At 72.2% G+C, this 25883-nt stretch carries 24 protein-coding genes; 11 read left to right on the forward strand and 13 right to left on the reverse strand.

Annotated elements, in window-relative coordinates:
• Nucleotides 1-27 precede the first annotated feature (27 nt).
• Nucleotides 28-1245, reverse strand: coding sequence for an NADP-dependent isocitrate dehydrogenase (locus tag GA0070562_RS23640; RefSeq protein ID WP_091426137.1), 1218 nt, complete (start codon nucleotides 1243-1245; stop codon nucleotides 28-30).
• A 138-nt stretch (nucleotides 1246-1383) separates the two neighbouring features.
• On the opposite strand from GA0070562_RS23640, the gene GA0070562_RS23645 reads away from it, so the two are divergent.
• Nucleotides 1384-2187: an MBL fold metallo-hydrolase gene (locus GA0070562_RS23645; protein ID WP_091426140.1), complete on the forward strand. Its 804-nt coding sequence runs from the start codon at nucleotides 1384-1386 to the stop codon at nucleotides 2185-2187.
• Nucleotides 2188-2311: 124 nt separating this feature from the next.
• Here the strand turns inward: GA0070562_RS23645 and mdh are convergent, their stop codons facing one another.
• Both mdh and GA0070562_RS23655 read right to left on the reverse strand, forming a co-directional pair.
• Complete coding sequence (gene mdh / locus GA0070562_RS23650; protein WP_091426141.1) at nucleotides 2312-3262, reverse strand: malate dehydrogenase; 951 nt, start codon at nucleotides 3260-3262, stop codon at nucleotides 2312-2314.
• A 98-nt stretch (nucleotides 3263-3360) separates the two neighbouring features.
• Nucleotides 3361-4224: a bifunctional methylenetetrahydrofolate dehydrogenase/methenyltetrahydrofolate cyclohydrolase gene (locus GA0070562_RS23655; RefSeq protein ID WP_091426143.1), complete on the reverse strand. Its 864-nt coding sequence runs from the start codon at nucleotides 4222-4224 to the stop codon at nucleotides 3361-3363.
• Between the two features lie 390 nt (nucleotides 4225-4614).
• On the opposite strand from GA0070562_RS23655, the gene GA0070562_RS23660 reads away from it, so the two are divergent.
• From GA0070562_RS23660 to GA0070562_RS23680, 5 genes are all read left to right on the forward strand, one after another.
• The gene (locus GA0070562_RS23660; protein WP_091426146.1) at nucleotides 4615-6213 is read left to right on the forward strand and encodes a peptide ABC transporter substrate-binding protein; all 1599 of its coding nucleotides are present in this window, start codon (nucleotides 4615-4617) and stop codon (nucleotides 6211-6213) included.
• An 89-nt stretch (nucleotides 6214-6302) separates the two neighbouring features.
• Nucleotides 6303-7241, forward strand: a complete 939-nt coding sequence (locus GA0070562_RS23665; RefSeq protein WP_091426147.1) for an ABC transporter permease — start codon at nucleotides 6303-6305, stop codon at nucleotides 7239-7241.
• The gene (locus GA0070562_RS23670) at nucleotides 7234-8190 is read left to right on the forward strand and encodes an ABC transporter permease (protein WP_091426149.1); all 957 of its coding nucleotides are present in this window, start codon (nucleotides 7234-7236) and stop codon (nucleotides 8188-8190) included. Before GA0070562_RS23665 ends, GA0070562_RS23670 begins: the two co-directional genes overlap by 8 nt.
• 65 nt (nucleotides 8191-8255) lie before the next feature.
• On the forward strand, nucleotides 8256-9293 hold the full coding sequence (locus GA0070562_RS23675) for an ABC transporter ATP-binding protein (RefSeq protein WP_091426151.1): 1038 nt from the start codon (nucleotides 8256-8258) through the stop codon (nucleotides 9291-9293).
• Complete coding sequence (locus GA0070562_RS23680; RefSeq protein ID WP_091426154.1) at nucleotides 9277-10305, forward strand: ABC transporter ATP-binding protein; 1029 nt, start codon at nucleotides 9277-9279, stop codon at nucleotides 10303-10305. Before GA0070562_RS23675 ends, GA0070562_RS23680 begins: the two co-directional genes overlap by 17 nt.
• Nucleotides 10306-10524: 219 nt before the next feature.
• Here GA0070562_RS23680 and GA0070562_RS23685 read toward each other — a convergent pair whose 3' ends face one another.
• From GA0070562_RS23685 to purN, 3 genes are all read right to left on the reverse strand, one after another.
• Complete coding sequence (locus tag GA0070562_RS23685) at nucleotides 10525-11004, reverse strand: hypothetical protein (protein ID WP_091426156.1); 480 nt, start codon at nucleotides 11002-11004, stop codon at nucleotides 10525-10527.
• A gap of 144 nt (nucleotides 11005-11148) precedes the next feature.
• Nucleotides 11149-12723 (reverse strand): bifunctional phosphoribosylaminoimidazolecarboxamide formyltransferase/IMP cyclohydrolase, encoded by a 1575-nt coding sequence (purH, locus tag GA0070562_RS23690; protein WP_091426160.1) that lies wholly within the window; start codon nucleotides 12721-12723, stop codon nucleotides 11149-11151.
• Nucleotides 12720-13340: a phosphoribosylglycinamide formyltransferase gene (purN, locus tag GA0070562_RS23695; RefSeq protein ID WP_091426163.1), complete on the reverse strand. Its 621-nt coding sequence runs from the start codon at nucleotides 13338-13340 to the stop codon at nucleotides 12720-12722. Before purN ends, purH begins: the two co-directional genes overlap by 4 nt.
• A gap of 177 nt (nucleotides 13341-13517) precedes the next feature.
• Between purN and GA0070562_RS23700 the strand changes: the two genes are divergently transcribed.
• Together GA0070562_RS23700 and GA0070562_RS23705 are read left to right on the forward strand one after the other, a co-directional pair.
• On the forward strand, nucleotides 13518-13814 hold the full coding sequence (locus GA0070562_RS23700) for a CD225/dispanin family protein (protein ID WP_091426165.1): 297 nt from the start codon (nucleotides 13518-13520) through the stop codon (nucleotides 13812-13814).
• 35 nt (nucleotides 13815-13849) lie between these two features.
• The gene (locus tag GA0070562_RS23705; protein WP_091426167.1) at nucleotides 13850-14410 is read left to right on the forward strand and encodes a DUF4190 domain-containing protein; all 561 of its coding nucleotides are present in this window, start codon (nucleotides 13850-13852) and stop codon (nucleotides 14408-14410) included.
• Between the two features lie 73 nt (nucleotides 14411-14483).
• On the opposite strand, the gene GA0070562_RS23710 is transcribed toward GA0070562_RS23705, so the two are convergent.
• Nucleotides 14484-15770 (reverse strand): cell division protein PerM, encoded by a 1287-nt coding sequence (locus tag GA0070562_RS23710; protein ID WP_091426171.1) that lies wholly within the window; start codon nucleotides 15768-15770, stop codon nucleotides 14484-14486.
• A gap of 158 nt (nucleotides 15771-15928) precedes the next feature.
• Between GA0070562_RS23710 and GA0070562_RS23715 the strand changes: the two genes are divergently transcribed.
• Complete coding sequence (locus GA0070562_RS23715; protein WP_043328358.1) at nucleotides 15929-16198, forward strand: hypothetical protein; 270 nt, start codon at nucleotides 15929-15931, stop codon at nucleotides 16196-16198.
• A gap of 58 nt (nucleotides 16199-16256) precedes the next feature.
• On the opposite strand, the gene sucD is transcribed toward GA0070562_RS23715, so the two are convergent.
• From sucD to GA0070562_RS23730, 3 genes are all read right to left on the reverse strand, one after another.
• On the reverse strand, nucleotides 16257-17144 hold the full coding sequence (gene sucD / locus GA0070562_RS23720) for a succinate--CoA ligase subunit alpha (protein ID WP_091426173.1): 888 nt from the start codon (nucleotides 17142-17144) through the stop codon (nucleotides 16257-16259).
• Between the two features lie 2 nt (nucleotides 17145-17146).
• Nucleotides 17147-18325 (reverse strand): ADP-forming succinate--CoA ligase subunit beta, encoded by a 1179-nt coding sequence (gene sucC, locus GA0070562_RS23725; protein WP_091426175.1) that lies wholly within the window; start codon nucleotides 18323-18325, stop codon nucleotides 17147-17149.
• Nucleotides 18326-18791: 466 nt separating this feature from the next.
• The gene (locus tag GA0070562_RS23730) at nucleotides 18792-19196 is read right to left on the reverse strand and encodes a coenzyme B12-dependent isobutyryl CoA mutase small subunit (protein ID WP_091426178.1); all 405 of its coding nucleotides are present in this window, start codon (nucleotides 19194-19196) and stop codon (nucleotides 18792-18794) included.
• Nucleotides 19197-19598: 402 nt separating this feature from the next.
• On the opposite strand from GA0070562_RS23730, the gene GA0070562_RS23735 reads away from it, so the two are divergent.
• A complete protein-coding gene (locus GA0070562_RS23735; RefSeq protein ID WP_091426181.1) occupies nucleotides 19599-20309 on the forward strand; it encodes a M23 family metallopeptidase in 711 nt (236 codons plus the stop codon).
• Between the two features lie 261 nt (nucleotides 20310-20570).
• Complete coding sequence (locus tag GA0070562_RS23740) at nucleotides 20571-21332, forward strand: M23 family metallopeptidase (protein WP_393351632.1); 762 nt, start codon at nucleotides 20571-20573, stop codon at nucleotides 21330-21332.
• Nucleotides 21333-21390: 58 nt separating this feature from the next.
• Here GA0070562_RS23740 and GA0070562_RS23745 read toward each other — a convergent pair whose 3' ends face one another.
• The 3 genes from GA0070562_RS23745 to pcrA all read right to left on the reverse strand — a co-directional run bounded on the left by GA0070562_RS23745 (nucleotide 21391) and on the right by pcrA (nucleotide 25855).
• A complete protein-coding gene (locus GA0070562_RS23745; RefSeq protein WP_091426188.1) occupies nucleotides 21391-22830 on the reverse strand; it encodes a hypothetical protein in 1440 nt (479 codons plus the stop codon).
• Nucleotides 22827-23357 (reverse strand): SigE family RNA polymerase sigma factor, encoded by a 531-nt coding sequence (locus GA0070562_RS23750; protein WP_225853305.1) that lies wholly within the window; start codon nucleotides 23355-23357, stop codon nucleotides 22827-22829. Before GA0070562_RS23750 ends, GA0070562_RS23745 begins: the two co-directional genes overlap by 4 nt.
• 104 nt (nucleotides 23358-23461) lie before the next feature.
• Nucleotides 23462-25855 carry a DNA helicase PcrA gene (gene pcrA / locus GA0070562_RS23755; RefSeq protein WP_091426190.1) on the reverse strand — a complete coding sequence of 798 codons (2394 nt, stop codon included), beginning with the start codon at nucleotides 25853-25855 and terminating at the stop codon, nucleotides 23462-23464.
• Between the last annotated feature and the right edge of the window lie 28 nt (nucleotides 25856-25883).

The raw sequence follows: 25883 nt of genomic DNA on the forward strand, positions 1-25883 counted from the left end.
GGGCTCCGTGGTGATCGACGGGAGTGATCAGGCGGCGAGCTTGCGCGCCAGGTTCTCGTCGAGCGCGTTCATGAACTCGTCGGTGGTCAGCCACGGGGCGTCCCGCGAGATGAGCAGCGCGAGGTCCTTGGTCATCTGGCCGCCCTCGACGGTGTCCACGATGACCTTCTCCAGCGTGTTCGCGAACTCGGTGACCGCCGGGGTGCCGTCCAGCTTGCCCCGGTGGGCGAGGCCCCGGGTCCAGGCGTAGATCGAGGCGATCGGGTTGGTCGAGGTCTTCTCGCCCTTCTGGTACTGCCGGTAGTGCCGGGTGACGGTGCCGTGCGCGGCCTCGGCCTCGACGGTGCGGCCGTCCGGGGAGAGCAGCACCGAGGTCATCAGGCCGAGCGAGCCGAAGCCCTGCGCGACGGTGTCGGACTGCACGTCACCGTCGTAGTTCTTGCACGCCCAGACGTACCCGCCCTCCCACTTGAGCGCGGCGGCGACCATGTCGTCGATCAGCCGGTGCTCGTAGGTGAGGCCGGCGGCGTCGAACTCGGCCTTGAACTCGCTCTCGAACACCTCGGCGAAGATGTCCTTGAACCGGCCGTCGTACGCCTTGAGGATGGTGTTCTTGGTGGACATGTAGACCGGGTAGTTGCGGTCCAGGCCGTACCGGAACGAGGCGCGGGCGAAGTCCCGGATCGACTCGTCGTAGTTGTACATGCCCATGGCAATGCCGCCACCGGGGAAGTTGGCGACCTCCATCTCCATCGGGGTGCCGCCGTCGGCCGGGGTGTAGGTGATGGTCACCGTGCCCGGGCCGGGGACGACGAAGTCGGTGGCCTTGTACTGGTCGCCGTGCGCGTGCCGGCCGATGATGATCGGCTTGGTCCAGCCCGGGACGAGCCGCGGCACGTTCGACATGATGATCGGCTCGCGGAAGACCACGCCGCCGAGGATGTTGCGGATGGTGCCGTTCGGCGACCGCCACATCTTCTTCAGGCCGAACTCCTCCACCCGGGCCTCGTCCGGGGTGATGGTGGCGCACTTGACGCCGACGCCGTGCTCCTTGATGGCGTTGGCGGCGTCGACGGTGACCTGGTCGTCGGTGGCGTCACGGTGCTGGATCGACAGGTCGTAGTAGTGCAGGTCGACGTCGAGGTAGGGCAGGATCAGCTGCTCCCGGATCTGCTTCCAGATGATCCGGGTCATCTCGTCGCCGTCGATCTCCACGACCGGGTTGTTTACCTTGATCTTCGCCATCGGCCGGCGCTCCTCTCGGGGGACACGTGCTCAAGCAGTACGAGCGTACTGGAAACTGGCCGGCAGTCCCCAGGCGGCCCGGGTGGCCGCCGGAAAAGCGGGCTGCGCCGCGCCGCGGCCCGCTGGCATCATCGGCCGATGCCACGCAGCCGCACCCTCGGGTCTATCACGGTCACCGCGCTCTCCGACGGCGAGGGGCCCTTCTTCCAGCCCCGCGGCGAGGCGTTTCCCGACGCCACCGAGGCGCACTGGCAGGCGGCCGACCGGCTCGACCCGGGCGCCGTCACCGACGACGACCGGTGGTGGCTGCGGTTCCGCGCCTTCGCCGTGCGGGCCGGGGACGGGCCGGTCACGCTGGTCGACGCCGGGATCGGCCCGGCCGACTCGCTCGCCGCGAGCTGGGCGCCGGTGCCGGGCCGGCTGCCGGCCGAGCTGGCCGCCGCCGGGATCGACCCGGCGGACGTACGCACCGTGGTCCTCACCCACCTGCACACCGACCACGTCGGCTGGGCCGGCCCGCTGTTCCCGAACGCGGACCACCTGCTCCAGCGCGCCGAGGTGGACGCGCTGGAGCTGTTCCACCCGGAGCTGCCGGCCCGGCTGCTGACGCCGTTGCGCGCCGCCGGCCGGCTGCGGGTGGTCGACGGCGACACGTCCCTGGCCCCGGGGGTACGGCTGCTGCACACGCCCGGGCACACGCCGGGCCACCAGTCGGTGCTGGTCGAGGCGGACGACGAGCGCGTCCTGATCACCGGCGACCTGCTGGTGCACGCGATCCAGTTGGTCGACCCGGAGTTGGCATACGCCCACGAGGAGGACCCGGAAACGGCCCGCCACTCCCGTACGAGCCTGCTGAGGACCCTCTCCCCCGCCACCCTGGCCACCCCCCACCTGACCGCCCCCTTCACCCCCCACCCCCACCCCTCGCCGCGTCGATCATGAAGTTGGCGGCCTTGTCGATCTCCATTTCCGCCGTCAACTTCATGATCGACGGGGTGGGCCGCGGGCGGGACGGCAGAAGGCCCGCCGGCGGAGCCGGCGGGCCTTCTGCTCGATGGGTCGGGCGTCACATGCTGGCGACGTCGCCCTGCTTGGCGCGGACGGCCTCGGCGGCCTCCTTCAGCGCGGCCAGCTCGTCGGCGTCCAGGTCGGTCTCGACGACCCGCTTCACGCCCTCGGCGCCGATCTCGGCCTCGACGCCCAGGTAGACGCCGGAGATGCCGTACTCGCCGTCGACCCAGGCGCAGACCGGCATGACCTCGCCGGAGTCCTCGGCCACGGCCTTCGCCATCCGGGCCGCGGCAGCGGACGGGGCGTAGTACGCGGAACCGGTCTTGAGCAGCGCGACGACCTCGGCGCCACCGTTGCGGGTCTTGACGACCAGCTCCTCGATCTGCTCGGCCGGCATGGCGTCACGCAGCGGCTTGCCGTTCACGGTGCTCTTCGACGGCACCGGGACCATGGTGTCGCCGTGCGAGCCGAGCGTCAGGGTCCGTACCGACTTCACCGGTACGCCCAGCGCCTCGGCGACGAAGTTGGTGAAGCGGGCGGTGTCCAGCATGCCGGCCTGGCCGAGCACCCGGTTCTTGGGGAACTGGGTGGCGAGCTGCGCCAGCGCGGTCATCTCGTCGAGCGGGTTCGACACCACGATGACGACGGCGTTCGGGGCGTACTTGGCGACGTTCTCGGCGACCTGCCGGACGATCTTGGCGTTGGTCTCCAGCAGGTCCATCCGGCTCATGCCCGGCTTGCGCGGCAGGCCGGCGGTGATGACGACGACGTCCGAGCCCTCGATGGCGTCGTAGCCCTCGCCGTTCGGGCCGGTGGTGACGCCGACGACCTTGGTCTCGAAGCCCTCGACCGCGCGGGACTGGTTGAGGTCCAGTGCGAGACCCGCCGGCTTGCCCTCCACGATGTCGGTGATGACGACGGTGTCGAAGACGTCGTACTCGGCCAGGCGCTGTGCGGTGGTGGAGCCGTAGAATCCGGCGCCGACGACAGTGACCTTCTTACCCATGGTCGTCCCACTCCCTGATACCAGTCGGTTTTCCGGACCGTATCAGCCATCCTGGCACCGATCGGGCCAGGGGCGGACGGTTATGACCTGGGTGGGTGTCAGCCCGCCCGCTCGGCCCGTTCGACCACGTTCGTCAGCAGCATCGCCCGGGTCATCGGACCGACGCCGCCGGGCATCGGCACCAGCTTGCCCGCGACCTCGGCCACCTCCGGGTCCACGTCGCCGGTGTAGCGGCCCTTGCCGTCCTCGCCGATGACCCGCGTGATGCCGACGTCGACCACCGTCGCACCCGGGTTGATCATGTCGGCGGTGAGCAGCCCGGGCACCCCGGCGGCGACGATGACGACGTCGGCGGCGCGGGTGTGGGCGGCCAGGTCGAGCGTGCCGGTGTGGCAGAGCGTCACGGTGGCGTTCTCGCTGCGCCGGGTCAGCAGCAGACCCAGCGGGCGGCCGACCGTGTTGCCCCGGCCGACGACAGCCACGTTCGCGCCGCGCAGCGGCACGTCGTGCCGGCGCAGCAGCTCCACGATGCCGCGCGGGGTGCAGGGCAACGGCGCGTCGTACCCGAGGACGAGCCGGCCCAGGTTGACCGGGTGCAGCCCGTCGGCGTCCTTGTCCGGGTCGATCGACTCCAGCGCGCGCTGGGTGTCGAGGTGCCCGGGGAGCGGGAGCTGGACGATGTAGCCGTGGCAGGCCGGGTCGGCGTTCAGCTCGGCGAGCGCCGCGTCGAGCTGCTCCTGGGTGGCGTCGGCCGGCAGCGTGACACGCAGCGAGGCGATGCCGACCTCGGCGCAGTCGCGGTGCTTGCCGTTGACGTACGCCTGGGAGCCGGGGTCCTCGCCGACCAGCACCGTGCCGAGGCCGGGAGTGATGCCGCGCTCCGCGAGCGCCTTGACCCGGACCCGTAGCTCGTCCTTGATCTCCGCCGCGGTGGCCTTGCCGTCCAGGATCGTCGCCGTCACGTCGTGATCGTCTCACGCCCCGGCCGGGCCCGGACGACGACGGCCGACGATCACGCTGCGCAAGGTGCCCTAAATCACGGAGAGTGACCAGTCACTGTGACGCGGCCGCCCGGGAGCACCCGGACAGGCAGAGACCGGACAGACGGGCCAGGTGCCTCAGGTGCCCCCGACCACGCCCTGATCCGGCCAGCGACGACGAAGAAAAGGCCAGGAAGAGGCGGGGTTTAGCACGCACGCGCGGCAGCGACAAGGCTCGCTGAACACGATCTGTCATCAGTTGACCACGCACTAGTTGTCGATGGGCCGGATCGCGACCTACCGTTACCGCTCGTTGCGCAGAGTCACCCAGCGTCGGGACGGCAGCGCAGCGTGAGGAGATGAGGAGACTCCATGCGTGTTCGTAGGCTCGCGGCCTGGGCCGCGCTCCCGCTCGCGGTGACACTGGGCCTGACGGCCTGCGGCTCGGGCGGTGGCGGCGGCAGTGCCGACGACTCCGACGCGGCCGTGCGGATCGAGATCGCCGAGCCGCAGCACCTGGTGCCCACCAACACCAACGAGACGAGCGGCTCCCAGGTCCTGTCGGCCCTGTTCAGCCCGCTCGTCGACTACGACGACGCGAACAAGCCGCACGAGGTGGCGGCCGAGAAGGTGACGACGTCGGACAACAAGGTCTGGACGATCAAGCTGAAGCCCGGCTACACGTTCCACAACGGCGAGAAGGTCACCGCCGACAACTACATCGACGCCTGGAACTACGGCGCCTACGCGCCCAACGGCCAGAACTCCAGCTACTTCTTCGAGAAGGTGGCCGGCTACGACGACCTGCAGGGCGAGAGCCCGAAGGCGACGACGATGAGCGGCCTGAAGAAGGTCGACGACCTGACCTTCACCGTGACGCTCAGCCAGCCGTACGTGGACTTCAAGTCCATGCTCGGCTACACCGCCTTCTACCCGCTGCCCAAGGCGGCCTTCTCCGCGCCGGGCGTGCTCGCCGAGGGCTACGAGCAGTCGCCGATCGGCCAGGGCCCGTTCAAGATGAAGGGCAACTGGCAGCACGACGCCAAGGTCGAGGTGGAGCGTTACGACGCGTTCCCGGGCCAGCAGCCCAAGGTCGGCGGCGTCGAGTTCCGCATCTACCAGCAGCCGACCGCCGCGTACGCGGACGTGCTGTCGGACAACCTCGACGTGATCAAGACGATCCCGACCGAGAACCTGTCGACCGCCGCGACCGACCTGGGCGACCGCTTCCAGCAGAGCCCGGCCTCGTCGCTGCAGGTGCTGGCCTTCCCGACGTTCCAGGAGGAGTTCAGCAAGCCCGAGGTGCGCAAGGCGATCTCGATGGCGATCGACCGGGACGAGATCACCAAGTCGATCTTCAAGGACTCGCAGCAGCCGGCCCGCTCGTTCGTCTCGCCGGTGGTCGCCGGCTACCGGGAGAACACCATCGGCACCGCCGGCGCGTTCGACCCGGTCAAGGCCAAGGCCATGTACGAGGCCGCGGGCGGCCCGAAGAAGATCGAGCTGTCCTACAACGGCGACGGCGGCCACAAGGACTGGATCGACGCCACCTGCAACCAGCTCAAGGCCAACCTGGGCGTGGACTGCGTCGGCACCGCCGAGCCGAAGTTCGCGGACCTGCTGACCAAGCTCAAGCAGAAGCAGCCGGTCGGCCTGTTCCGGATGGGCTGGGTCATGGACTACCCGTCGATGGAGAACTACCTCGGCCCGCTGTACAGCACCACCGGCTCGTCGAACTACTACGGCTACAGCAACCCGGAGTTCGACAAGCTGCTCGCCGAGGGCGCCCGGGCGGCGACCGAGGACGAGGCGATCAAGAAGTACCAGGCGGCGGAGGACCTGCTCGCGCAGGACATGCCGGTGATCCCGCTGCGGTACGGGCAGAACAACTTCGGCCACTCGACCAAGGTCAAGAACGTCCACGTGGACCTCTTCGACCGGGTGGACCTGCTGAAGATCGAACGCGCCTGACACCCCGCTGACGGGCCGGGCCACCCCCACCGGGTGGCCCGGCCCTCGCATCGGCACACCATTCGCCCGGTTTCGGCAGACTTGCCAGCATGCTCCGGTTCATCCTGCGGCGACTGCTCCAGATGGTCCTCGCCTTCTTCGGGACCACTCTGATCGTCTACGCGCTGATGTTCGCCGGGCAGGGCGATCCGATCCAGGCCCTCGCCGGGGAGCGGCCGGTGACCGCCGCGCAGCGGGCCTACCTGACCGAGAAGTACCACCTGGACGCGACAGGCGTCGGCGGCTTCTTCTACCGCTACTTCGACTATCTGGGCGGCCTGGTCCGGGGCGACCTCGGGCAGTCGCTGACCGGGCGGCAGATCAGCGACATCCTCGCCGCCGCCTGGCCGGTCACCGTGAAGCTCGCCGTGATCGCGATGGCCGTGACGGTGATCTTCGGGGTGACCTCGGGCGTGATCGCGGCGATCCGGCGCTCCGGCGTGTTCGACCACGCCACGCTCGTGCTCACGCTGCTGGTGCTCGGCATCCCCACGATCGTGCTGGCCCCGCTGGCCCAGTACTTCCTCGGTGTCCGGTGGCCGGTCTTCCCGCCCACCGCCGGAGCCCAGCCGTCCTTCTACGCGCTGCTGCTGCCCGGAATCGTGCTCGGCTCGCTGTCCCTGGCCACCGCGCTGCGGCTGACGCGTACCTCGGTGACCGAGAACCTGCGCGCCGACTACGTCCGGACCGCCCGCTCCAAGGGCCTGCGGCGACGCCGGATCGTCGGCGTGCACGTGCTGCGCAACTCGCTCATCCCGGTGGTCACCTTCCTCGGCGTCGAGCTGGGCAACCTGATGGGCGGCGCGATCATCACCGAGGGCGTGTTCAACGTCCCGGGCGTCGGCTTCAACCTGTTCCGCGGCATCCGCACCGAGGACGGCCCACTGGTGGTCGGCATCGTCAGCGTGCTCGTCGTGGTCTACCTGCTGTCCAACCTGGTGGTGGACGTGCTCTACGCCGTACTCGACCCGAGGATCCGCTATGAGTGACTTCGAGACGGTGGCGGCCACGGAGAACCAGGCCGCGCGGCGCGGCGTCTCCGGCGAGCCGGGCACACCCGGCCGGGCCGGGCGGCCGGACCGGGCCCGCAGCCTGGCCGGTGACGCCTGGCGGGACCTGCGCCGCAACCCGGTCTTCTGGATCAGCCTGCTCCTGGTGGTGCTGGTCGCCGCGATGGCAGTGGCGCCCGGGCTGTTCGCCGCCAACGACCCGCGCGACTGCGTGCTGTCGCGGCAGCACGCCGGGCCGTCCGGCGGGGCGATCTTCGGGTACGACTTCCAGGGCTGCGACACGTTCGCCCGCGCGGTCTACGGCGCCCGTGCCTCGCTGCTCGTCGGCGCGCTCTCCGCGCTGATCACCGGCGTGATCGCGCTAGTCGTCGGCATGCTCGCCGGCTACTTCGGCGGGTGGGTCGACGCGGTGCTGTCCCGGGTGATCGACATCGTGCTCGGCATCCCGCTGCTGCTGGCCGCGATCGTCCTGCTCAAGCGCGTCAGCACCAGCGGCGACACGGTACGGCTGTTCGCGGTGATCCTCGTCCTGGCGCTGCTCGGGTGGACCACGGCGGCCCGGGTGGTCCGCTCCTCGGTGATCACCGCCCGGGAGCAGGACTACGTGGCAGCCGCCCGGATGCTCGGGGCCGGCAACGGCCGGATCATGTGGCGGCACATCCTGCCGAACGCGCTCGCCCCGGCCATCGTGGTGCTCACCATCGCGCTCGGGTCGTTCATCGCGGCCGAGGCGACGCTGAGCTTCCTCGGCATCGGCCTGAAGGCGCCGACCATCTCCTGGGGCATCGACATCGACGCCGGCCGGGTGCACATGCGGGAGTCGGCGACGCCGCTGATCGTGCCGTCGACGTTCCTCGCCCTGACCGTGCTCGCCTTCATCATGCTCGGCGACGCGATCCGCGACGCCTTCGACCCGAAGCTGCGGTGACCCGTGCGAGCGCGAGGAGTGAGCGCAGCGAGCCCCGCAGTCGCGAGCGAGAGGCAGGCACAGCCATGACGCAGAACGCGGTCCGGCCCACGCCGGCCTCACCCACCCCGCCCGGCGGGCACCTGCTGGAGGTACGGGACCTGCACGTCGAGTTCCGTACCCGGGAGGGCGTGGCCCGGGTGATCAACGGGGTGACGTACCACCTGGACGCCGGCGAGACGCTCGCGGTGCTGGGTGAGTCCGGCTCCGGCAAGTCCGTCACCGCCCAGGCGATCATGGGCATCCTGGACACCCCGCCCGCGTACGTGCGCGCCGGGCAGATCCTCTACCAGGGGCGGGACCTGCTCACCAGGCCGGAGGAGGAACGCCGGCAGATACGCGGCGCCGAGATCGCGATGATCTTCCAGGACGCGCTGTCGGCGTTGAACCCGGTCTTTTCGGTCGGCTGGCAGATCGGCGAGTCGCTACGCGAGCGGGCCGGGATGTCGCGCGCCGACGCGCGCAAGCGCAGTGTCGAGCTGATGGACCTGGTCCGGATCCCGGCCGCGGCGAAGCGGCTCGGCGACTACCCGCACCAGTTCTCCGGCGGCATGCGGCAACGCGTCATGATCGCCATGGCGCTGGCGCTGGACCCGAAGGTGCTGATCGCCGACGAGCCCACCACCGCGCTGGACGTCACGGTGCAGGCGCAGATCATGGACCTGCTGGCCGACCTGCGCCGGGACCTCGGCATGGCGCTCGTCCTGATCACCCACGACCTGGGCGTGGTCGCGGGTGTGGCGGACCGGATCGCGGTCATGTACGCGGGCCGGATCGTCGAGCACGCCGACGTGCACGCGCTGTACCGGGCGCCGGCCCACCCGTACACGAAGGGGTTGCTGGAGTCGATCCCGCGACTGGACGTGCGCGGGCAGGCGCTGTCCAGCATCCGCGGGCTGCCGCCGAACCTGATGGCGATCCCGTCCGGCTGCCCGTTCCACCCCCGGTGCCCGTACGTCCAGCAGGTCTGTGTGGACGAGGTGCCGCACGACCTGGTGCTCGGCGACGGGCGGACCAGCGCGTGCCACTTCGCCCAGGAGGTGCACGATGACCGCGACGGCTGAACCCGCCAAGGTGCGCGGCGAGACGATCCTCGCCGTCGACCAGTTGGTCAAGCACTTCCCGATCAGCCAGGGCGTGCTGTTCAAGAAGACCATCGGCCAGGTCAAGGCCGTCGACGGCGTCTCGTTCGAGCTGCGGCGCGGCGAGACGCTCGGCGTGGTGGGCGAGTCCGGCTGCGGCAAGTCCACACTGGCCCGGCTGCTCATGCGCCTGGAGACGCCCACCGCCGGGCGGGTCACGCTGGAGGGGCGCGACCTGCTCCGGGCCACCGGGGCGGACCTGCGCCGGCTGCGCCGGAACATGCAGATGGTGATGCAGGACCCGTACACCTCGCTGAACCCGCGGATGACCGTCGGCGACATCATCGGCGAGCCGTTCGAGATCCACCCGGAGGTCGCCCCGAAGCGCAGCCGGCGGCAGCGGGTGCAGGAGCTGCTGGACGTGGTCGGGCTCAACCCGGAGCACCTCAACCGCTACCCGCACCAGTTCTCCGGCGGCCAGCGGCAACGCATCGGCATCGCCCGGGCGCTCGCGCTGCGGCCCGAGATCATCGTCTGCGACGAGCCGGTGTCGGCCCTGGACGTGTCGATCCAGGCCCAGGTGATCAACCTGCTGGAACAGCTCCAGGACGAGCTGGGGCTGTCGTACATCTTCATCGCGCACGACCTGTCGGTGGTGCGGCACATCTCCGACCGGGTGGCGGTGATGTACCTGGGCCGGATCGTGGAGATCGGCACCGAGGAGCAGATCTACCAGCGCGCGACCCACCCGTACACCCAGGCGCTGCTGTCGGCGGTGCCGGTGCCCGACCCGGAGGCCCGCGACCGGCGGACCATCATCCGGCTCACCGGCGACGTGCCCAGCCCGGCCGAGCCGCCGTCCGGCTGCCACTTCCGGACCCGCTGCTGGAAGGCCGAGGAGGTCTGCGCGACGCAGGACCCGCTGGCGGTGCCCCGCGCGGCGGACCCGCACCCCAGCGCCTGCCACTTCGCCGAGGTGCGCACCGAGGTGTGACGACGAAGGCCCCGTCCCCCGGAGGAAGAGGGGGCGGGGCCTCCGATGCGGGCACGCGTGCGGAAGGCGGACCCGGGACGAACCCGAGGCGGACCGGCGGCGTGAGGCGCGCCGCCGTACCGGTGGACGGCAGCTCGCGGCGGAACCGCCGGGTCGACGCGGCGGTTCCGGTGCGGCGCGAGCGCGGCGTCCCGGTGCGGGCTGCGGGTTCGGTGCGGCTCAGGCGGCCGGCGGGGCGCGCGCGGCGAGCGGGCCGCGCGGCGGCAGCGGCACGACCGGCGGCCGGGGCGCGGGCACGACGGGCTCCGGCACGGCCGGGCCGGCCACGCGCGGGAGCGCGACCGGGACCAGGTCGTCCGGCCCGTCGGCGTAACCGAGGCCGCCGCCGTGGTGGTGCCAGGGCCCGGCGGCAAACTCCGACCAGGAGGTTTCGGGGTACGCGGCACGCAGCGCGACCGGGCTCGCTCCGCTCGCCGAGGCGGCGGTCGCAGCGGGCGGCGCGGCGGCGAGCGATCCGGCGGGTGGTGCGGCGGCGTCGGGAGCGGGCGGCGCGGCGGCGGCGAGCGCTTCGACGACCGCGGCGGCCGGCGCGGTGGCTGCGGGTGCGGGTGCGGGTGCGGGTGCGGCAGCCGATCCCAGTCCGGCCAGGACGAACGCCAGCGTGACGACGACGGCGGTCAACCGGTCGCGAACGCGCATGGCACACCTGCCGGGCTCACAGACAGCGGAGACGGTCGATCGTCGCCGCGCACACGCTAGCAACCGCCTCCGGCGGCAGGCAACGGCACGGCGTCCGGGTGCGTCCGCCGTGTGGACGGCTGACGCACCCGGACGCCGGACCGGTCAGTGGAAGAAGTGCCGGGTGCCGGTGAGGTACATGGTCACGCCGGCCGCCTTGCAGGCCGCGATGGTCTCCTCGTCCCGGATCGAGCCGCCCGGCTGGACGATCGCCCGCACCCCGGCGTCGATGAGGATCTGCGGGCCGTCGGCGAACGGGAAGAACGCGTCCGAGGCGCAGACCGCGCCGCGGGCCCGCTCGTCACCGGCCCGGCTGACCGCCAGCCGCGCCGAGTCCACCCGGTTGACCTGGCCCATGCCGACGCCGACTGTGGCGCCGTCGCGGGCCAGCAGGATCGCATTGCTCTTGACCGCGCGTACCGCCCGCCAGGCGAACGCCAGGTCGCGCAGGGTCGCCTCGTCGGCCGGGTCGCCGGTGGCGAGCGTCCACCCGGACGGGTCGTCGCCGGGCGCGTCGACGGCGTCCCGCATCTGCACCAGCACGCCGCCGCTGACCTGCCGCCACTCGGCCGGCCGGGTGGCGAACGCGGGCGCCCGCAGCAGCCGGATGTTCTTCTTGGCCCGCAGCACCTCCAGCGCGCCCTCGTCGAAGCCCGGCGCCACGAGCACCTCGGTGAAGATCTCCGCGACCTGACCGGCCAGCTCCACGCTCACCGGCTGGTTCACCGCGATCACGCCGCCGAACGCGGAGACCGGGTCGCAGGCGTGCGCCTTGCGGTGCGCCTCGGCCACGTCCGCGCCGACCGCGATGCCGCACGGGTTGGCGTGCTTGATGATCGCCACCGCCGGCTGGTCCGGGAAGTCGTTCGCGGCCCGCCAGGCGGCGTCCGCGTCGACGTAGTTGTTGTAGGACATCTCCTTGCCGTGCAACTGCTCGGCCTGGGCCAGCCCGGCCGGCGCGCCCGGGTCGGTGTAGAGCGCCGCCGCCTGGTGCGGGTTCTCGCCGTACCGCAGCACGGCCTGGCGGCGCAGCGCCAGGCCGGCGAACTGCGGCCAGCCGTCCTCGGCCGGTGCCACAGTGGTGGCGAACCAGTCGGCCACCGCCACGTCGTAGTCGGCGATGTCGGCGAAGGCCCGGGCGGCGAGCGCCCGGCGCTGGACGACAGTGAAACCGCCGTCGGCGAGCGCCGCCCGCACCGCCGGGTACGCGGCCGGGTCGGTCACCACCGCCACCGAGGCGTGGTTCTTCGCCGCGGCACGCACCATCGCCGGACCGCCGATGTCGATCTGCTCCACGCACTCGTCGGCGTCGGCGCCGGAGGCAACAGTGGCCTGGAACGGATAGAGGTTGGAGACCAGCAGGTCGATACCGGCGATGCCGTGCTCGTCGAGCTGGGCGGCGTGCGCGTCCTTGCGCAGGTCGGCGAGGAGGCCGCCGTGGATCTTCGGGTGCAGCGTCTTGACCCGCCCGTCGAGGATCTCCGGGAAGCCGGTGACCTGCTCGACCGGCGTCACCGGCACCCCGGCGCCGGAGATCGTCGACGCGGTGCTCCCGGTCGACACGATCTCCACACCGGCCTCGTGCAGGGCGCGGGCCAGCTCGGCCAGGCCGGTCTTGTCGTAGACGCTGACCAGCGCGCGCCGGATCGGGCGGCGGCCGGCGTCCTCAGTGGCGTTCACGGGATGGTGACCTTTCTTCCGGTGATCGTCCAACCTTCACGGACCAGGCGGCCGACCTGCTCGACGAGCTGGTGCCGCTCGGCGGACTTGATGCGCTCGGTGAGCGTGTCCTCGTCGTCGTCGTCGTGCACCGGCACGGCGACCTGGGCCACGATCGGGCCGGTGTCCATGCCGGCGTCGACGAAGAACAGCGTGGCCCCGGTGACCTTGACGCCGTACGCCAGCGCGTCTCGCGGGCCGTGGATGCCGGGGAACGCCGGCAGCAGCGTGTTGTGCGTGTTGAGGTAGCGGTCGCCGAACGCGGCCAGGAACTCCGGGCCGACCAGCTTGAGGAACCCGGCGCTGATGACCAGGTCGGGCCGGTGCTCGGCGACCCGCGCGGTTAGCGCCTTGTCCCAGTCGGCACGGGTGGGGTGGTCCTTGACGCGCTCGACGAAGGACGGCACACCAGCGGCGGCGGCCCGGTCCAGGCCGGCGATCCCGTCCCGGTCGGCGCCGACCGCGACCACCCGGGCGCCGTACCCGGGGTCGGCGGTGGCGTCCAGCAGCGACTGGAGGTTGCTGCCGGAACCGGAGACGAGGACGACGAGGCGGGCGACGGACGCGGGCTCGGTCACCGGGCAACCCTATCGGGCAGGTCAGGCGGCCCGGCCGCGGGGCGGCGGCTCATCGGGTGACCTCCCGGATGGCGTGATCGCGGTACGCTGCCGGTCGCCCGGTGTCCGGCCCCGTGCCCGGCCCGCACCCCCATGATGAATCCGGCACGCCGTGCCGTCGGACCGAGGAGTACCCCCATGCAGCCCGGATACCCCCCGCAGCAGCCGCAGCAGATCGACAACAACATGACGATGTCCATCGTCGCGATCTTCCTGTTCTGGCCGCTCGCGATCCCGGCCATCATCAACGCGTCGAAGGTCAACCCGCTGATTCAGCAGGGTGACTACGCCGGCGCCCAGGCTGCCGCAGCCGAGTCCAAGAAGTGGTCCAAGTGGGCCGTGATCGTCGGCCTGGTGTGGATCGGCATCATCGTGGTGTGTTGCCTCTTCGGCGGTCTGGCTGGTCTCGTCGGTGGCAGCAACGGCACGAACTGACCGACAACCCGAACCGACCTGAGGAGCACCCAGACATGCAGCCCGGTTACCCCGGACAGGACCCGTACGGCCAGCAGCCGAACCAGGATCCGACCGCCCAGCCGCACGACCCGTACGCCCAGCCGCCGCAGGCCCCGCAGTACGGCCAGCAGCCCCAGTACGGGCAGCAGCCGCAGTACGGCCAGCAGCCGACCTCGGGCCAGCCGTACGGCCAGCCCACGTCGGGTCAGCCCGCCTACGGCCAGGACCCGTACGCGCAGCAGCAGCAGCAGCCGTACGGCGCCGCACCGCAGTACCCGGGCGCCGGCTACCCGGCCGGGGCGGGTCAGACCCCGAACAACACGCTGGGCCTCGTGTCCATGATCCTCGGTATCGCCTCGATCCCGCTGGTCTGCTGCTTCTACCTCGGCATCCCGCTGGGTATCGCCGCTGTCGTCACCGGCTACCTGGGCCGCCAGAAGGCCGCGCAGGGGCTCGCCAACAACGACGGCCAGGCCAAGACCGGTCTGATCTGCGGCGCGATCGGCGCCGGCCTGGGCATCATCCTGATCATCCTGGGCATCGTCGCCAACGTCAGCCTGCCGGCACAGCCCTGATCGTCCGCCGTCCAGGGGCGTCCACCGACCGGTGGGCGCCCCTGACGCGTCTGCCGGCCCGGGCGGGTGCGGGTCAGCGGGTGCGGGTCAGCGTGCGGGTGGCGGCGGCGCCGAGCACCGCGCCCACCCCGATCACGAGCGTGGCCACCGCTGCCACCGCCCACGGCGACGGCCCGACCTCGGCCAGCCGGCCACCACCGAGCGAGCCGCCGGAGGCCGCCGCGAACAGCCCCAGCAGCGCGCCGGCGACCGGTCCGGCGAGCACGGCCGGCAGCAGCAGCGCCGGCCAGCCCACCTCGGCGCGTTCCTCGGCCGCCGCGCGCAGCAGCCGCCGGGCCAGCAGCCAGCCGGCCGCCATCGCGGCCAGCACCGGCACCGCCAGCAGCGCGCCGCCCAGCCCGTCCATCGGGCCGCGCGGCAGGCCGGCCAGCAACGGTACGGCCGGCAGCGCGCCGACGGAGACCTCACTCGTACGGACGGCGGTGTCGGTGCCGACGGCGAACCCGGGACCGAGCAGATAGCTCGCCGACCAGGCGGTGGCGTTGGGCGCGTAGGCGAGGCTGACCAGGGTGATGCCCGCCTGACCGGCCACCCCGGTCCGGTACGCCCCGATCATGTCGGCCGCGTCGCCGCCACCGGTGGCCACCGCCAGCCCGGCCGCCCCGGCGCCCGCGCCGCACAGCAGCAGCGCCGCGACCAGTCCGGTGCGCAGACCGTCGCGTACCGGCGGTGGGCAGCGCGCCGCCAGCAGCGCCCACACGCCTGTGGTGCGCAGCGCGCCGACCAGGGCGGCGGGTATGCCGAACGCGGCGAACACGAGCGCGGCGGTGACCGGGGAGACCTGCAGGCCGCCCGCGTCGACGGCGAACGCGGCGAGCGCGCCGAGCAGCGCGTACCCGATGCCGACGGCGACCGCGACGGTGAGCGCCTGGCGGGGCGAGCCGGCCCCGCGCGCGCCGACGGCCCGGCTGACGTGCACCCCGGCGCGGGTGAGCCGCCAGACGGCGAGCGCGCTGAGCGCGAGCGGCGCCAGGCCGAGCGGCCCGGCGGTGGTGCCCAACGACACCCCGTGCCCGAGCAGCCAGCCGGCCAGGCCGGCGCGCAACGCGCCGCCGAACGATCCGGCGTCCTCGCTGAGCTGGGCGAGGCCCAGCACGGCGGAGACCGGCAGCCAGGAGGTCAGCGCCGCCCAGAGCGCGGCCACCCCGGCGGCGACCGGCAGCGGGGCCCGGCTGCGGGGCTCCTCACCCGATCGGGGCGCGGGCACCCGGGCGGCCGGGCGGGCACGGCCGGGCGGCCGGGCGCCGGCGGGGGGACCGGTGGCCGGACGGCGGGGCTGGTCAGGGGTGACGCGTGACATCGTGTCTACTCTGGCACGCCGCGCGGAGGACGGCAGTCCGATACCCGGTCGGCAGCGTGGCGAGTTCGCCGAACCCCGGTCCCACGGCGGTGATCCGGTCTAGCCTCGGCCTCAGACGCGACCGTTCCCGTCGCGGTGCCGACCGCTCGGAGGAAGCCGTGCACGCTCCGTATCCGCCACCCCCGCCGCCACCGGCCGTCGGCCGGGACCGGACCACGCTCTGGGGCGTCCTCGGCATCGTCTTCGGCCTGTTCTGCTGCGGGATCCTGGGCATCGTCTTCGGGGCGCTGTCGATCCGCGACGCCCGGCGCAACGGCAAGTCGCAGTTGCTGGGCTGGCTGGCCATCGCGTTCGGTGTGATCAACATCGTCGCCAGCGCCATCGTGCGGGCCCGGGGCAACTCGTACTACCCGTACTGGTACCGCTGAACGCGAGGGGGCCGACCGGCTTCCCGGTCGACCCCCTCGGTACGCGTCGTACGGCCGCTCAGCGGCCGGACATGAGCTCCCGCATCAGGTTGGCGGTCTCGGTCGGGGTCTTGCCGACCTTGACGCCCACCGCCTCCAGCGCCGCCTTCTTGGCGTCGGCGGTGCCCGCCGAGCCGGAGATGATCGCGCCGGCGTGGCCCATGGTCTTGCCGGGCGGGGCGGTGAAGCCGGCGATGTAGCCGACCACCGGCTTGGTGACGTTGGCCTTGATGAACTCGGCCGCCCGCTCCTCGGCGTCGCCGCCGATCTCACCGATCATGACGATCGCGTCGGTCTCCGGGTCCGCCTCGAAGGCGGCCAGGGCGTCGATGTGGGTGGTGCCGATGATCGGGTCACCGCCGATGCCGACGCAGGTGGAGAAGCCGATGTCGCGCAGCTCGTACATCATCTGGTAGGTCAGCGTGCCGCTCTTGCTGACCAGGCCGATCCGGCCGGAGCCGGTGATGTCGGCCGGGATGATGCCGGCGTTGGACGCGCCCGGCGAGGCGATGCCGGGGCAGTTCGGGCCGATGATCCGGGTGCGCTCGCCCTTGGACTTGTTGTACGCCCAGAACGCCGCGGTGTCGTGCACCGGCACGCCCTCGGTGATCACCACGGCCAGGCCGATGCCGGCGTCGATGGCCTCGACCACGGCGGCCTTGGTGAACTGCGGCGGCACGAAGATGACTGTGACGTCCGCGCCGGTCGCCTTCATCGCGTCCGTGACGGAGGCGAAGACGGGCAGCTCGGTGCCGTCGAAGTCGACAGTGGTGCCGGCCTTGCGCGGGTTGACGCCGCCGACCACGTTGGTGCCGGCGGCGAGCATCCGCCGGGTGTGCTTGGAACCCTCGGAACCCGTCATCCCCTGCACGATGACCTTGGAGTCCTTGGTCAGCCAGATAGCCATTGTCAGACCCCCGCAGCTGCCAGCTCGGCGGCCCGCTCGGCCGCGCCGTCCATGGTGTCGACCCGCTGGATCAGCGGGTTGGCCGCGCCGTCGAGGATCGCCCGACCGGCCTCGGCGTTGTTGCCGTCGAGGCGCACGACGAGCGGCTTGGTGGCCTTCTCGCCGCGCTGCTCCAGCAGCGCCAGCGCCTGCACGATGCCGTTGGCGACCGCGTCACAGGCGGTGATGCCGCCGAAGACGTTGACGAAGACGCTCTTGACCGACGGGTCGGACAGGACGATCTCCAGGCCGTTCGCCATCACCTCGGCGCTCGCGCCGCCGCCGATGTCGAGGAAGTTGGCCGGCTTGACGCCGCCGTGCCGCTCGCCCGCGTACGCGACCACGTCGAGCGTGGACATGACCAGGCCCGCGCCGTTGCCGATGATGCCGACCTCGCCGTCGAGCTTGACGTAGTTGAGGTCCTTGGCCTTCGCGGCCTGCTCCAGCGGGTCCACCGACGCCTGGTCGACCAGGGCCTCGTGGTCCGGGTGCCGGAACGCGGCGTTCTCGTCCAGGGTGACCTTGGCGTCCAGGAGCAGCAGCTTGCCGTCCTTGGTGGTGGCCAGCGGGTTCACCTCGACGAGCGTGGCGTCCTCGGCCACGAACGCCTGCCACAGCTTGACCGCGACCTCGACCACCTGGTCGGCGATCTCGGCCGGGAAGCCGGCCGCGGTGACGATCTCCCGCGCCTTCGCCTCGTCCACGCCGGTGTTGGCGTCGATCGGCGCCTTCACGACCCGCTCCGGGGTCTCGGCCGCGACCTGCTCGATGTCCATACCGCCGGCCACGCTGGCGATGCAGAGGAAGGTGCGGTTCGCCCGGTCGAGCAGGTACGAGAAGTAGTACTCCTCGGCCACGTCCGCGGTCACGGTGATCATGACCTTGTGGACGGTGTGACCCTTGATGTCCATGCCGAGGATGTCGGTGGCGCGGGCCACCGTCTCCTCCGCGCCCTCGGCCAGCTTCACGCCGCCGGCCTTGCCGCGGCCACCGACCTTCACCTGCGCCTTGACGACCACCCGGCCGCCGAGGCGTTCGGCGATCGCGCGGGCCTCCTCCGGGGTAGTGGCAACGCCGCCGGCGAGCACGGGCAAGCCGTGCCGCTCGAACAGGTCCCGCCCCTGGTACTCGTACAGGTCCACGATTGCGCGTCCCGTCCCGTCTCCGCGGCGCGCCGTCGCGCCGCCACCAGCTTCGGAAAATCAGTTTGACGCCTGTCATCAGATGAGACAGGCCATTTGCCGCAGCCTAACGAGATGGGAACGGGCGGCAACCGAGCGGGTGCGGGGTGTGCGGTAATGCACAGGCCGGGGTCGGTCGGGCCGGTCACCGCCACGCCGGCGCACGCGGGCGTCAGCCGTCCGGGGGATGTCCGGGCCGGGGCGTAACCGCCCGTCGGGGGCGTCGTTGAGTGTGATGTCGGCGCGCTGGTCAAGCGCGACGACGGGAGCGGCCGATGCCCTGTCGGTCGAGGGGTGGCGGCGGGGCATCGTGCATAGAGGGGCCGGGCGTGTGAGGGGTGCGTCCGGCCCCTCCCCCGTGCCCGGAGCCGGGAACGCGGCGCCGGGAACGCAGGGGCCAGGGACGCAGGGGCCGGGTCGCGGCGGGTCAGCCGACCGGCTGGGCGACGTTCTCCCGCACCCACCCGACGATCGACCCGGTGGTGGCGCCCGGGGTGAAGATCTTCGCGACGCCGAGCCGCTCCAGCTCCGGGATGTCGGCCTCGGGGATGATGCCGCCGCCGAACACCACGATGTCGGTGGCGTCGCGCTCGGCGAGCAGTTCGACGACGCGCTTGAACAGCGTCATGTGCGCGCCGGAGAGCACCGAGAGGCCGACCGCGTCCGCGTCCTCCTGGATCGCGGTCTCGACGATCTGCTCGGGCGTCTGGTGCAGGCCGGTGTAGATGACCTCCATGCCCGCGTCGCGCAGGGCGCGGGCGACGACCTTCGCGCCCCGGTCGTGGCCGTCCAGGCCGGGCTTCGCGACGACGACCCGGATACGAGAGCTCATCTGCGCACACCTTTCACCGGCACTCCTGACCTGAACGAACGGTAACCCGGCCGGGCGGGAGGCGGGAAGCCGGGCCGGACCTTCCCACATACGAGCCGACCCTCTACCGCCCACTCGGGCACGCGGGAAGCCGGACACCTCCGCCGTTCGGTCACTGTCCGCGACGAACGGGCAGTCAACAGGCCATCCGATCGGCGACACGAGGTATGACAAGGTCGGATGGAATTGGACATAACGAATCAGCAGTTCGGCGCTTCGGCTTGTGACAGGAGTGGCGGTTGGCTAACGTGTCCACGGTTGTCATCAGGTCTACGGACGGGTGACGACGCGACACCGGAGGTTCGACCGAGCTTCACCGAACGGTCCGGAGTCGCATCGGATCCCCGACAACGGAGGGTGTGCGTGCGCCAGCGCCTGTCGTCTGAGCCCGATCGCTATCGGGGCCGCCGCCGCGTACCCACCCCCCCGCGGAGCCGCTACGCCGCGGTGGTCACCACCGCGTTCGTCGGCGCCGGCATCGTCGCCATCGGCGCGAACGCCCTCCCCGACGCCAAGAGCGTCAACCCGTCGGTCCTCGACGAGCTCCGGCAGGCCTCGGTCGCCAGCCAGGACGCCGCCGACCGTGGCAAGAGCGCGGACACCGCCTCCCGGTCCGACCGCTCCGACAGCAGGGCCGCCGAGCAGGACCCGTGGCTCCTGCCGCTGCACGGCTACGACTTCAAGTCCCCGTACGGCATGCGCTGGGGCAAGCTGCACACCGGCATCGACCTGGTCGCCCCGGAGGGCACGCCCTACAAGGCGGTCCACGCCGGCACTGTCACCAAGGCCGGCTGGTTCGGCGGCTACGGCTACGCCGTCATCGTCAAGCACGCCGACGGCAGCGAGGCCATCTACGGCCACTCCTCCGCCGTGACGGTCAAGGAGGGGCAGGAGGTGAAGGCCGGCGACCAGCTCGGCCTGGTCGGCAACACCGGCCACTCCTACGGCTCCCACCTGCACCTGGAGATCCATGTCAAGGGCCAGCCGCAGGACCCGGTGGCGTTCCTCAAGGACCGCGGGGTGGACATTCAGCTCGAAGTCGAGGAAGTTTACAGCGACGTAGCCGCGTCCTGACGCTCCGTACGCCCCGTCACCGCCCGGACCGCACGGTCCGGGCGGTTTCGTCTGTGCCGATGTCTGCCACGTCACACCTGCCGATGTGAGCGGTACCACAACGACAGATGATCGTCTCTTCGGCCGAACCGGCTGGCCGGTCCGAAACCGGACGTGTGGTGGCGCTGCGGACCACCGCGTCCGTACCCCCGATACCCGCTGCGAGCTGCACCGACACCAGTATTTCGAGGTCACGTGCCCCTCGAAACCGTGAAGGATCCCGTGCAGCACAGCAGCCCCACCCCGGACAACGCTCCCGCCCGGCACCGGCGTCCGCGCCGCGCCCGGCGCACCGTTTACGTGGTCACCGGCGCGGTGGCCCTGCTCGGCCTCGGCATCGGTGGCGTGGCCGTCACCACCGCCCCGTCCGGCCCCACGCCGGCCGCCGTCGACCTCGGCGCAGCGGCCCGCGCCGACGACGCCGCCCGCGCCGACCGCTCGGCCCGTGAGCCGCTCAGCCCGTCCGCCGTACCGGCCAGCCCTTCGCCGAGCCCGAGCGCGAGCGCGAGCAGCCCGGCACCGAAGAAGACGGCGACCGCGAAACCCAAGCCGAAGCCCAAGAAGAAGACAGCGGCGAAGAAGCCGACCTGGGTCATCCCGATGAAGGGCGCCGACATCACGTCCTGCTACGGGCCCCGCTGGGGCACCCAGCACGCCGGTATCGACTTCGCCATGCCGGCCGGCACGCCGATCCACGCCGCCGCCGCGGGCACCGTGGTCAAGGCCGGTGACGTGGGCGACGGCTACGGCATCTCGGTCTTCATCGACCACCACAACGGCTACCTGACCCACTACGCCCACCAGAGCCGGCTCGCCGTCGGCGTAGGTGACAAGGTCAAGGCCGGTCAGGTCATCGGGTACGAAGGCTCCACCGGCGACTCCACCGGCCCGCACCTGCACTTCGAGGTGCACCAGGGCGCGATGTGGAGCCAGATCGACCCGGCGCCGTTCCTGCGTGCCCGGGGCATCAACGTGGCCTGCTGACGCGGGCGATCCACCGGCGTGGCCGAGCCGTCTCCGGCTCGGCCACGCCTGCGGTTCGTCAGGGGGTCACCCGGGTGGCCGGGCTGTCGCCGGGCAGGCCCGACATGTCGGCCTCGACCGGCGGCACCGGAGTGGCGCCGAGGACGCTGCCGTCGGTGGCGTACGCGGTGAGGGTGGCCGGCTGGTCCGGCGGCACCCGGGTGGTGCCCGCGTTCGACGCGTCGAGCGCGACGGCGACCGGAGGTGCGCCGCCGACCGTGACCGTGACCCGGGCCGCGTCCGGCGGGGCGATCACCCGCACCTGGTCGGTGGGCGGACGGGTGCCGTGTTCGGCCCGGATCCGCCAGCCGATCGGCCGCCGGTCGGTGCCCTCGGCCGGCAGCAGCAGCCGCAGGTCGACCCCCCAGCCGGTGCGGTGGTCGCCGTGCATCGCGTACGCGATCACCCCGCCGCCCGCGGGCTGCACGGTGAGCAGCGCGGCGGGCCGGCCGCCCTCGCTACCCGACCACCGGACCCGCACCGTCGTCCCGGCCGCCGGGAGGCGACTGTCAAGGAGTGCCCATCCGACGACGTCGCGCAGGTCGGCGTCGGCCAGCGGCGTACCTCGGGAGTCCCGCCGGGCGGCGGTGAGCAGGACGTCCATCTCCCGCGCGGTCGGGTCGATCCCGGCGTACGGGCCGCCGCCCAGGCCGCCCTGGAAGATCACACGGCTGTCGCCGCTGACCCGGACGACGGGTTCGTGCCGCAGCGGCCCGGGAGGCAGGACGGCGAAGCCGACCCCGCTGCCGTCCGCCCGCGCGATGTCCTCGTACTCCAGCGTTCCCCTCGGCGTGTACCGGGGGTCGCCACTGATCGTCACAGTGGAGCCCGCAGGCCCGACGACGACCGCGACTGCGCCCCCGTCCGGACCGGCCTGCATCAGAGTCATGACCGGGTCGTCGACGGCCTCGCTGTGACCGGCGTAGCGCATCTGCCCGGCGTCGGCCCCGGCCGGGCCCGCGTACCAGACCAGCGCCTCCTTGGTGAGCAGGCCGAACCGCAGCGGCACCGCCACCAGTGCGACCCGGCGGCCCGGTCGGTCACTGCCGTAGAGCAGACGGATCCGGTCGCGATCCCCGACCTTCCAGAAGCCGTCCGTCTTCGAGCCGCCCAGCGCGGTGGGCACCCCCGTCGCCGGACCGGCGCTGATCCGCTCCCGTAGCGTGTCCAGCCAGGCCCGATCGCCGGCGAGCGCGCCCCGGGGCGGCGCGTCGAGCAGCGCCGCCGGGGCGGCGGCGACCGCGATGCCGGGCGCCCAGCCCGGGAGGGGCACCACGTTGGCCTGGACCCCGGCGAGCGCGGCCACGACCGCTGCCACAGCCGTCCGGATCAGCCGGTTGCGCCGGTGCCGTCGCTCGCGCCGGGCGAACCCCGGCCACGGGTCCTCGGGTACGCCGACACCGTGCGCGGCCTGGCCCAGCGCGGGACCGAGCGTCGAGCGGGCGAAGTTCTCGGTCATGCCGGGTCCTCCTGAAGCCGTACCGGGGACGCAGGGGCGGGCGGGGCGAACTCGACCCGCAGCCGGGCCAGCCCGCGCGACGCCTGGCTCTTCACCGAGCCGACGGAGCAGCCGAGAACCCGGGCGGTGTCCGCCTCGCTGAGGTCCTCGAAGTAGCGCAGCACCAGAACGGCCTGGGTTCTGGGCGGCAACCGGCGCAGCGCGGCGAGCAGCAGCCGCCGCTCCTCCACCTGCGCGTACGCATCAGGCACCGGCGCGCTGTCGGAGGTCAGCAGCGGCACCTCCAGGGGCCGCCGCCGACGCCGCCAGGAGATGGCCGTGTTGACCATCGCCCGGCGTACGTAGACCTCGGGCGCGTCCCTGCGCAGCACCCTCCCCCAGCGCCGATGGGTCTTCTCCAGCGCCGACTGGACCAGGTCCTCGGCTGTCCCCCGGTCGCCGGTCAGCAGGTAGGCGGTTCGGACCAGCCTTCCCCACTGTCCTTGGACGAACAGCCGGAACTGTTCGTCGTCCTCGTCGCGACTCACGCCACCTCCAGGTCGCATCCGGCTCGCGTCCACGAGCGGATGCAGGGTGAGACGCGATCGGTGACGTCCGGGGTTGAGTGAGGGCGGTCAGGACCGCCCGACGCTCAGAGCTTGTCGATCGGGGCGTGCCGCAGCACCAGCCACATGGTCTGGTCGCCGAAGTCGATCTGGGCCCGGGCTCCCGGCCCGGCACCCTCCACCGCCAGCACCCGGCCCAGGCCGTACCGCTGGTGGTTGACCCGGTCGCCCACCGAGACCTTCGGGGCCTGCTTCAGCTCGCTGGCGGTGGCCAGGCGGCTGGCGTCCACGCCCAGCCGCTTCGCCAGCTCGGTCGCCTTGGGCGTGCCACCGGCGAAGCCGCCGCGGCCCAGCCGGTCCGCCCGGCCGCCGACGCCGCCGCCTCCGCCGCCCCACGAGGTGTACGACCCCTCGGTGCGCTCCCAGCGGACCAGCTCCGGCGGCAGCTCCTCCAGGAACCGCGACGGCGGGTTGTAGGCGGGCGCGCCCCACGCCGACCGGGTCACCGCACGGGACAGGTAGAGACGCTGGCGGGCCCGGGTGATGCCGACGTACGCCAGCCGCCGTTCCTCCTCCAGCTCACGCGTGTCGCCGAGCGAGCGCAGGTGCGGGAAGACGCCGTCCTCCAGGCCGGTCAGGAACACCACCGGGAACTCCAGGCCCTTGGCCGTGTGCAGCGTCATCAGCGTGACGACACCTTGATGGTCCGGGTCGTCGGACGGGATCTGGTCGGCGTCGGCGACGAGCGCCACCTGCTCCAGGAAACCGGCGAGCGTGGCCCGCTCGTCGTCGGCGCCGAGCGCCTCGATCCGCTCGGTGTACTCCCGCGCGACGCTCACCAGTTCCTGGAGGTTGTCCACCCGGCCGGCGTCCTGCGGGTCGAGGCTCTCCTCCAGCTCGGCCAGGTAGCCGGAGCGGGTCAGCACCGCCTCCAGTACCTCCTCCGGCGTGCCGGTGTCGGCCAGCTCCCGTGCCGCGTCGAGCAGCGCGACGAACTCGGCGATGCCGTTCGCCGCGCGGGTGGAGATGCCGGGCGCGTCCTTGGCTCGGCGCAGCGCGGCGCCGAAGGAGATGCGGTCCCGCGCGGCCAGCGCCTCCACGCACGCCTCGGCGCGCTCGCCGATGCCCCGGCGCGGGGTGTTGAGCACGCGGCGCAGGCTGACCGTGTCGTCGTCGTTCACCACCGCGCGCAGGTACGCGAGCGCGTCGCGGACCTCCTTGCGCTCGTAGAAGCGCACCCCGCCGACCACCTTGTAGGGCAGGCCGACCCGGATGAACACCTCCTCGAACACCCGGGACATGGCGTTGGTGCGGTAGAACACCGCCACGTCACCCGGGCGGGTCTCGCCGTCGTCGACCAGCCGGTCGATCTCCCGGGCCACCCAGTCGGCCTCGGCGTGCTCGGTGTCGGCGACGTACCCGACGATCTGCTCGCCGGACCCGGCGTCGCTCCACAGCCGCTTCGGTTTCCGGGAGGTGTTGCGGTCGATCACCGCGTTGGCCGCGTTGAGGATGGTCTGGGTCGAGCGGTAGTTCTGCTCCAGCAGGATCGTGCGGGCGTCGCTGAAGTCCCGCTCGAACTCCAGGATGTTGCGGATGGTCGCGCCGCGGAACGCGTAGATCGACTGGTCGGCGTCACCGACCACGCACAGCTCGGCCGGCGGGATCCCCTCGGTCCCGGAGACCAGCTCCTTGATCAGCACGTACTGGGCGTGGTTGGTGTCCTGGTATTCGTCCACCAGCACGTGCCGGAACCGGCGTCGGTAGCTCTCCGCCACGTGCGGGTGCGACTGGAGCAGGTGCACCGTCGTCATGATCAGGTCGTCGAAGTCCAGCGCGTGCGCCTCGCGCAGCCGCCGCTGGTAGAGCGTGTACGCCTCGGCCAGCGCCCGCTCGTTCGGCCCCTTGGCCCGGCCGGCGAACTCCTCCGGGTCGACCAGCTCGTTCTTCAGGTTCGACACCTGGGCCGCCAGGCCCCGGGCCGGGTAACGCTTCGGGTCCAGGTCCAGCTCGCGGGCGACCATCTGCATCAACCGGCGCGAGTCGTCCGCGTCGTAGATCGAGAACGTCGACTTCAGGCCGGCGTGCTCGTGCTCGGCACGCAGGATGCGTACGCAGGCGGAGTGGAACGTCGAGACCCACATGAGCCGGGCGCGCGGGCCGACCAGCGCGGCCACCCGCTCCTTCATCTCGCCGGCGGCCTTGTTGGTGAACGTGATCGCGATGATCTCGCCGGGGTGCACGTCGCGGGCGGCGAGCAGGTAGGCGATCCGGTTGGTCAGCACCCGGGTCTTGCCGGACCCGGCGCCGGCCACGATCAGCAGCGGGGAGCCGGCGTGTGTCACCGCGTCCCGTTGGGGGCCGTTCAGGCCGTCGAGGAGGGCGCCCGGGTCCGACCCGGCGCCCCCGGGACGGCGCGGCGGGGTCGGCCGGGACTCCGGCGCGGGCGGGGACGCGGGGATGTCGAAGAGAGGATGCATCGCAGCCCGAGTCTATGCCGCCGGGCGG

It is taken from the genome of Micromonospora tulbaghiae, assembly GCF_900091605.1.
GTDB lineage: Bacteria > Actinomycetota > Actinomycetes > Mycobacteriales > Micromonosporaceae > Micromonospora > Micromonospora tulbaghiae.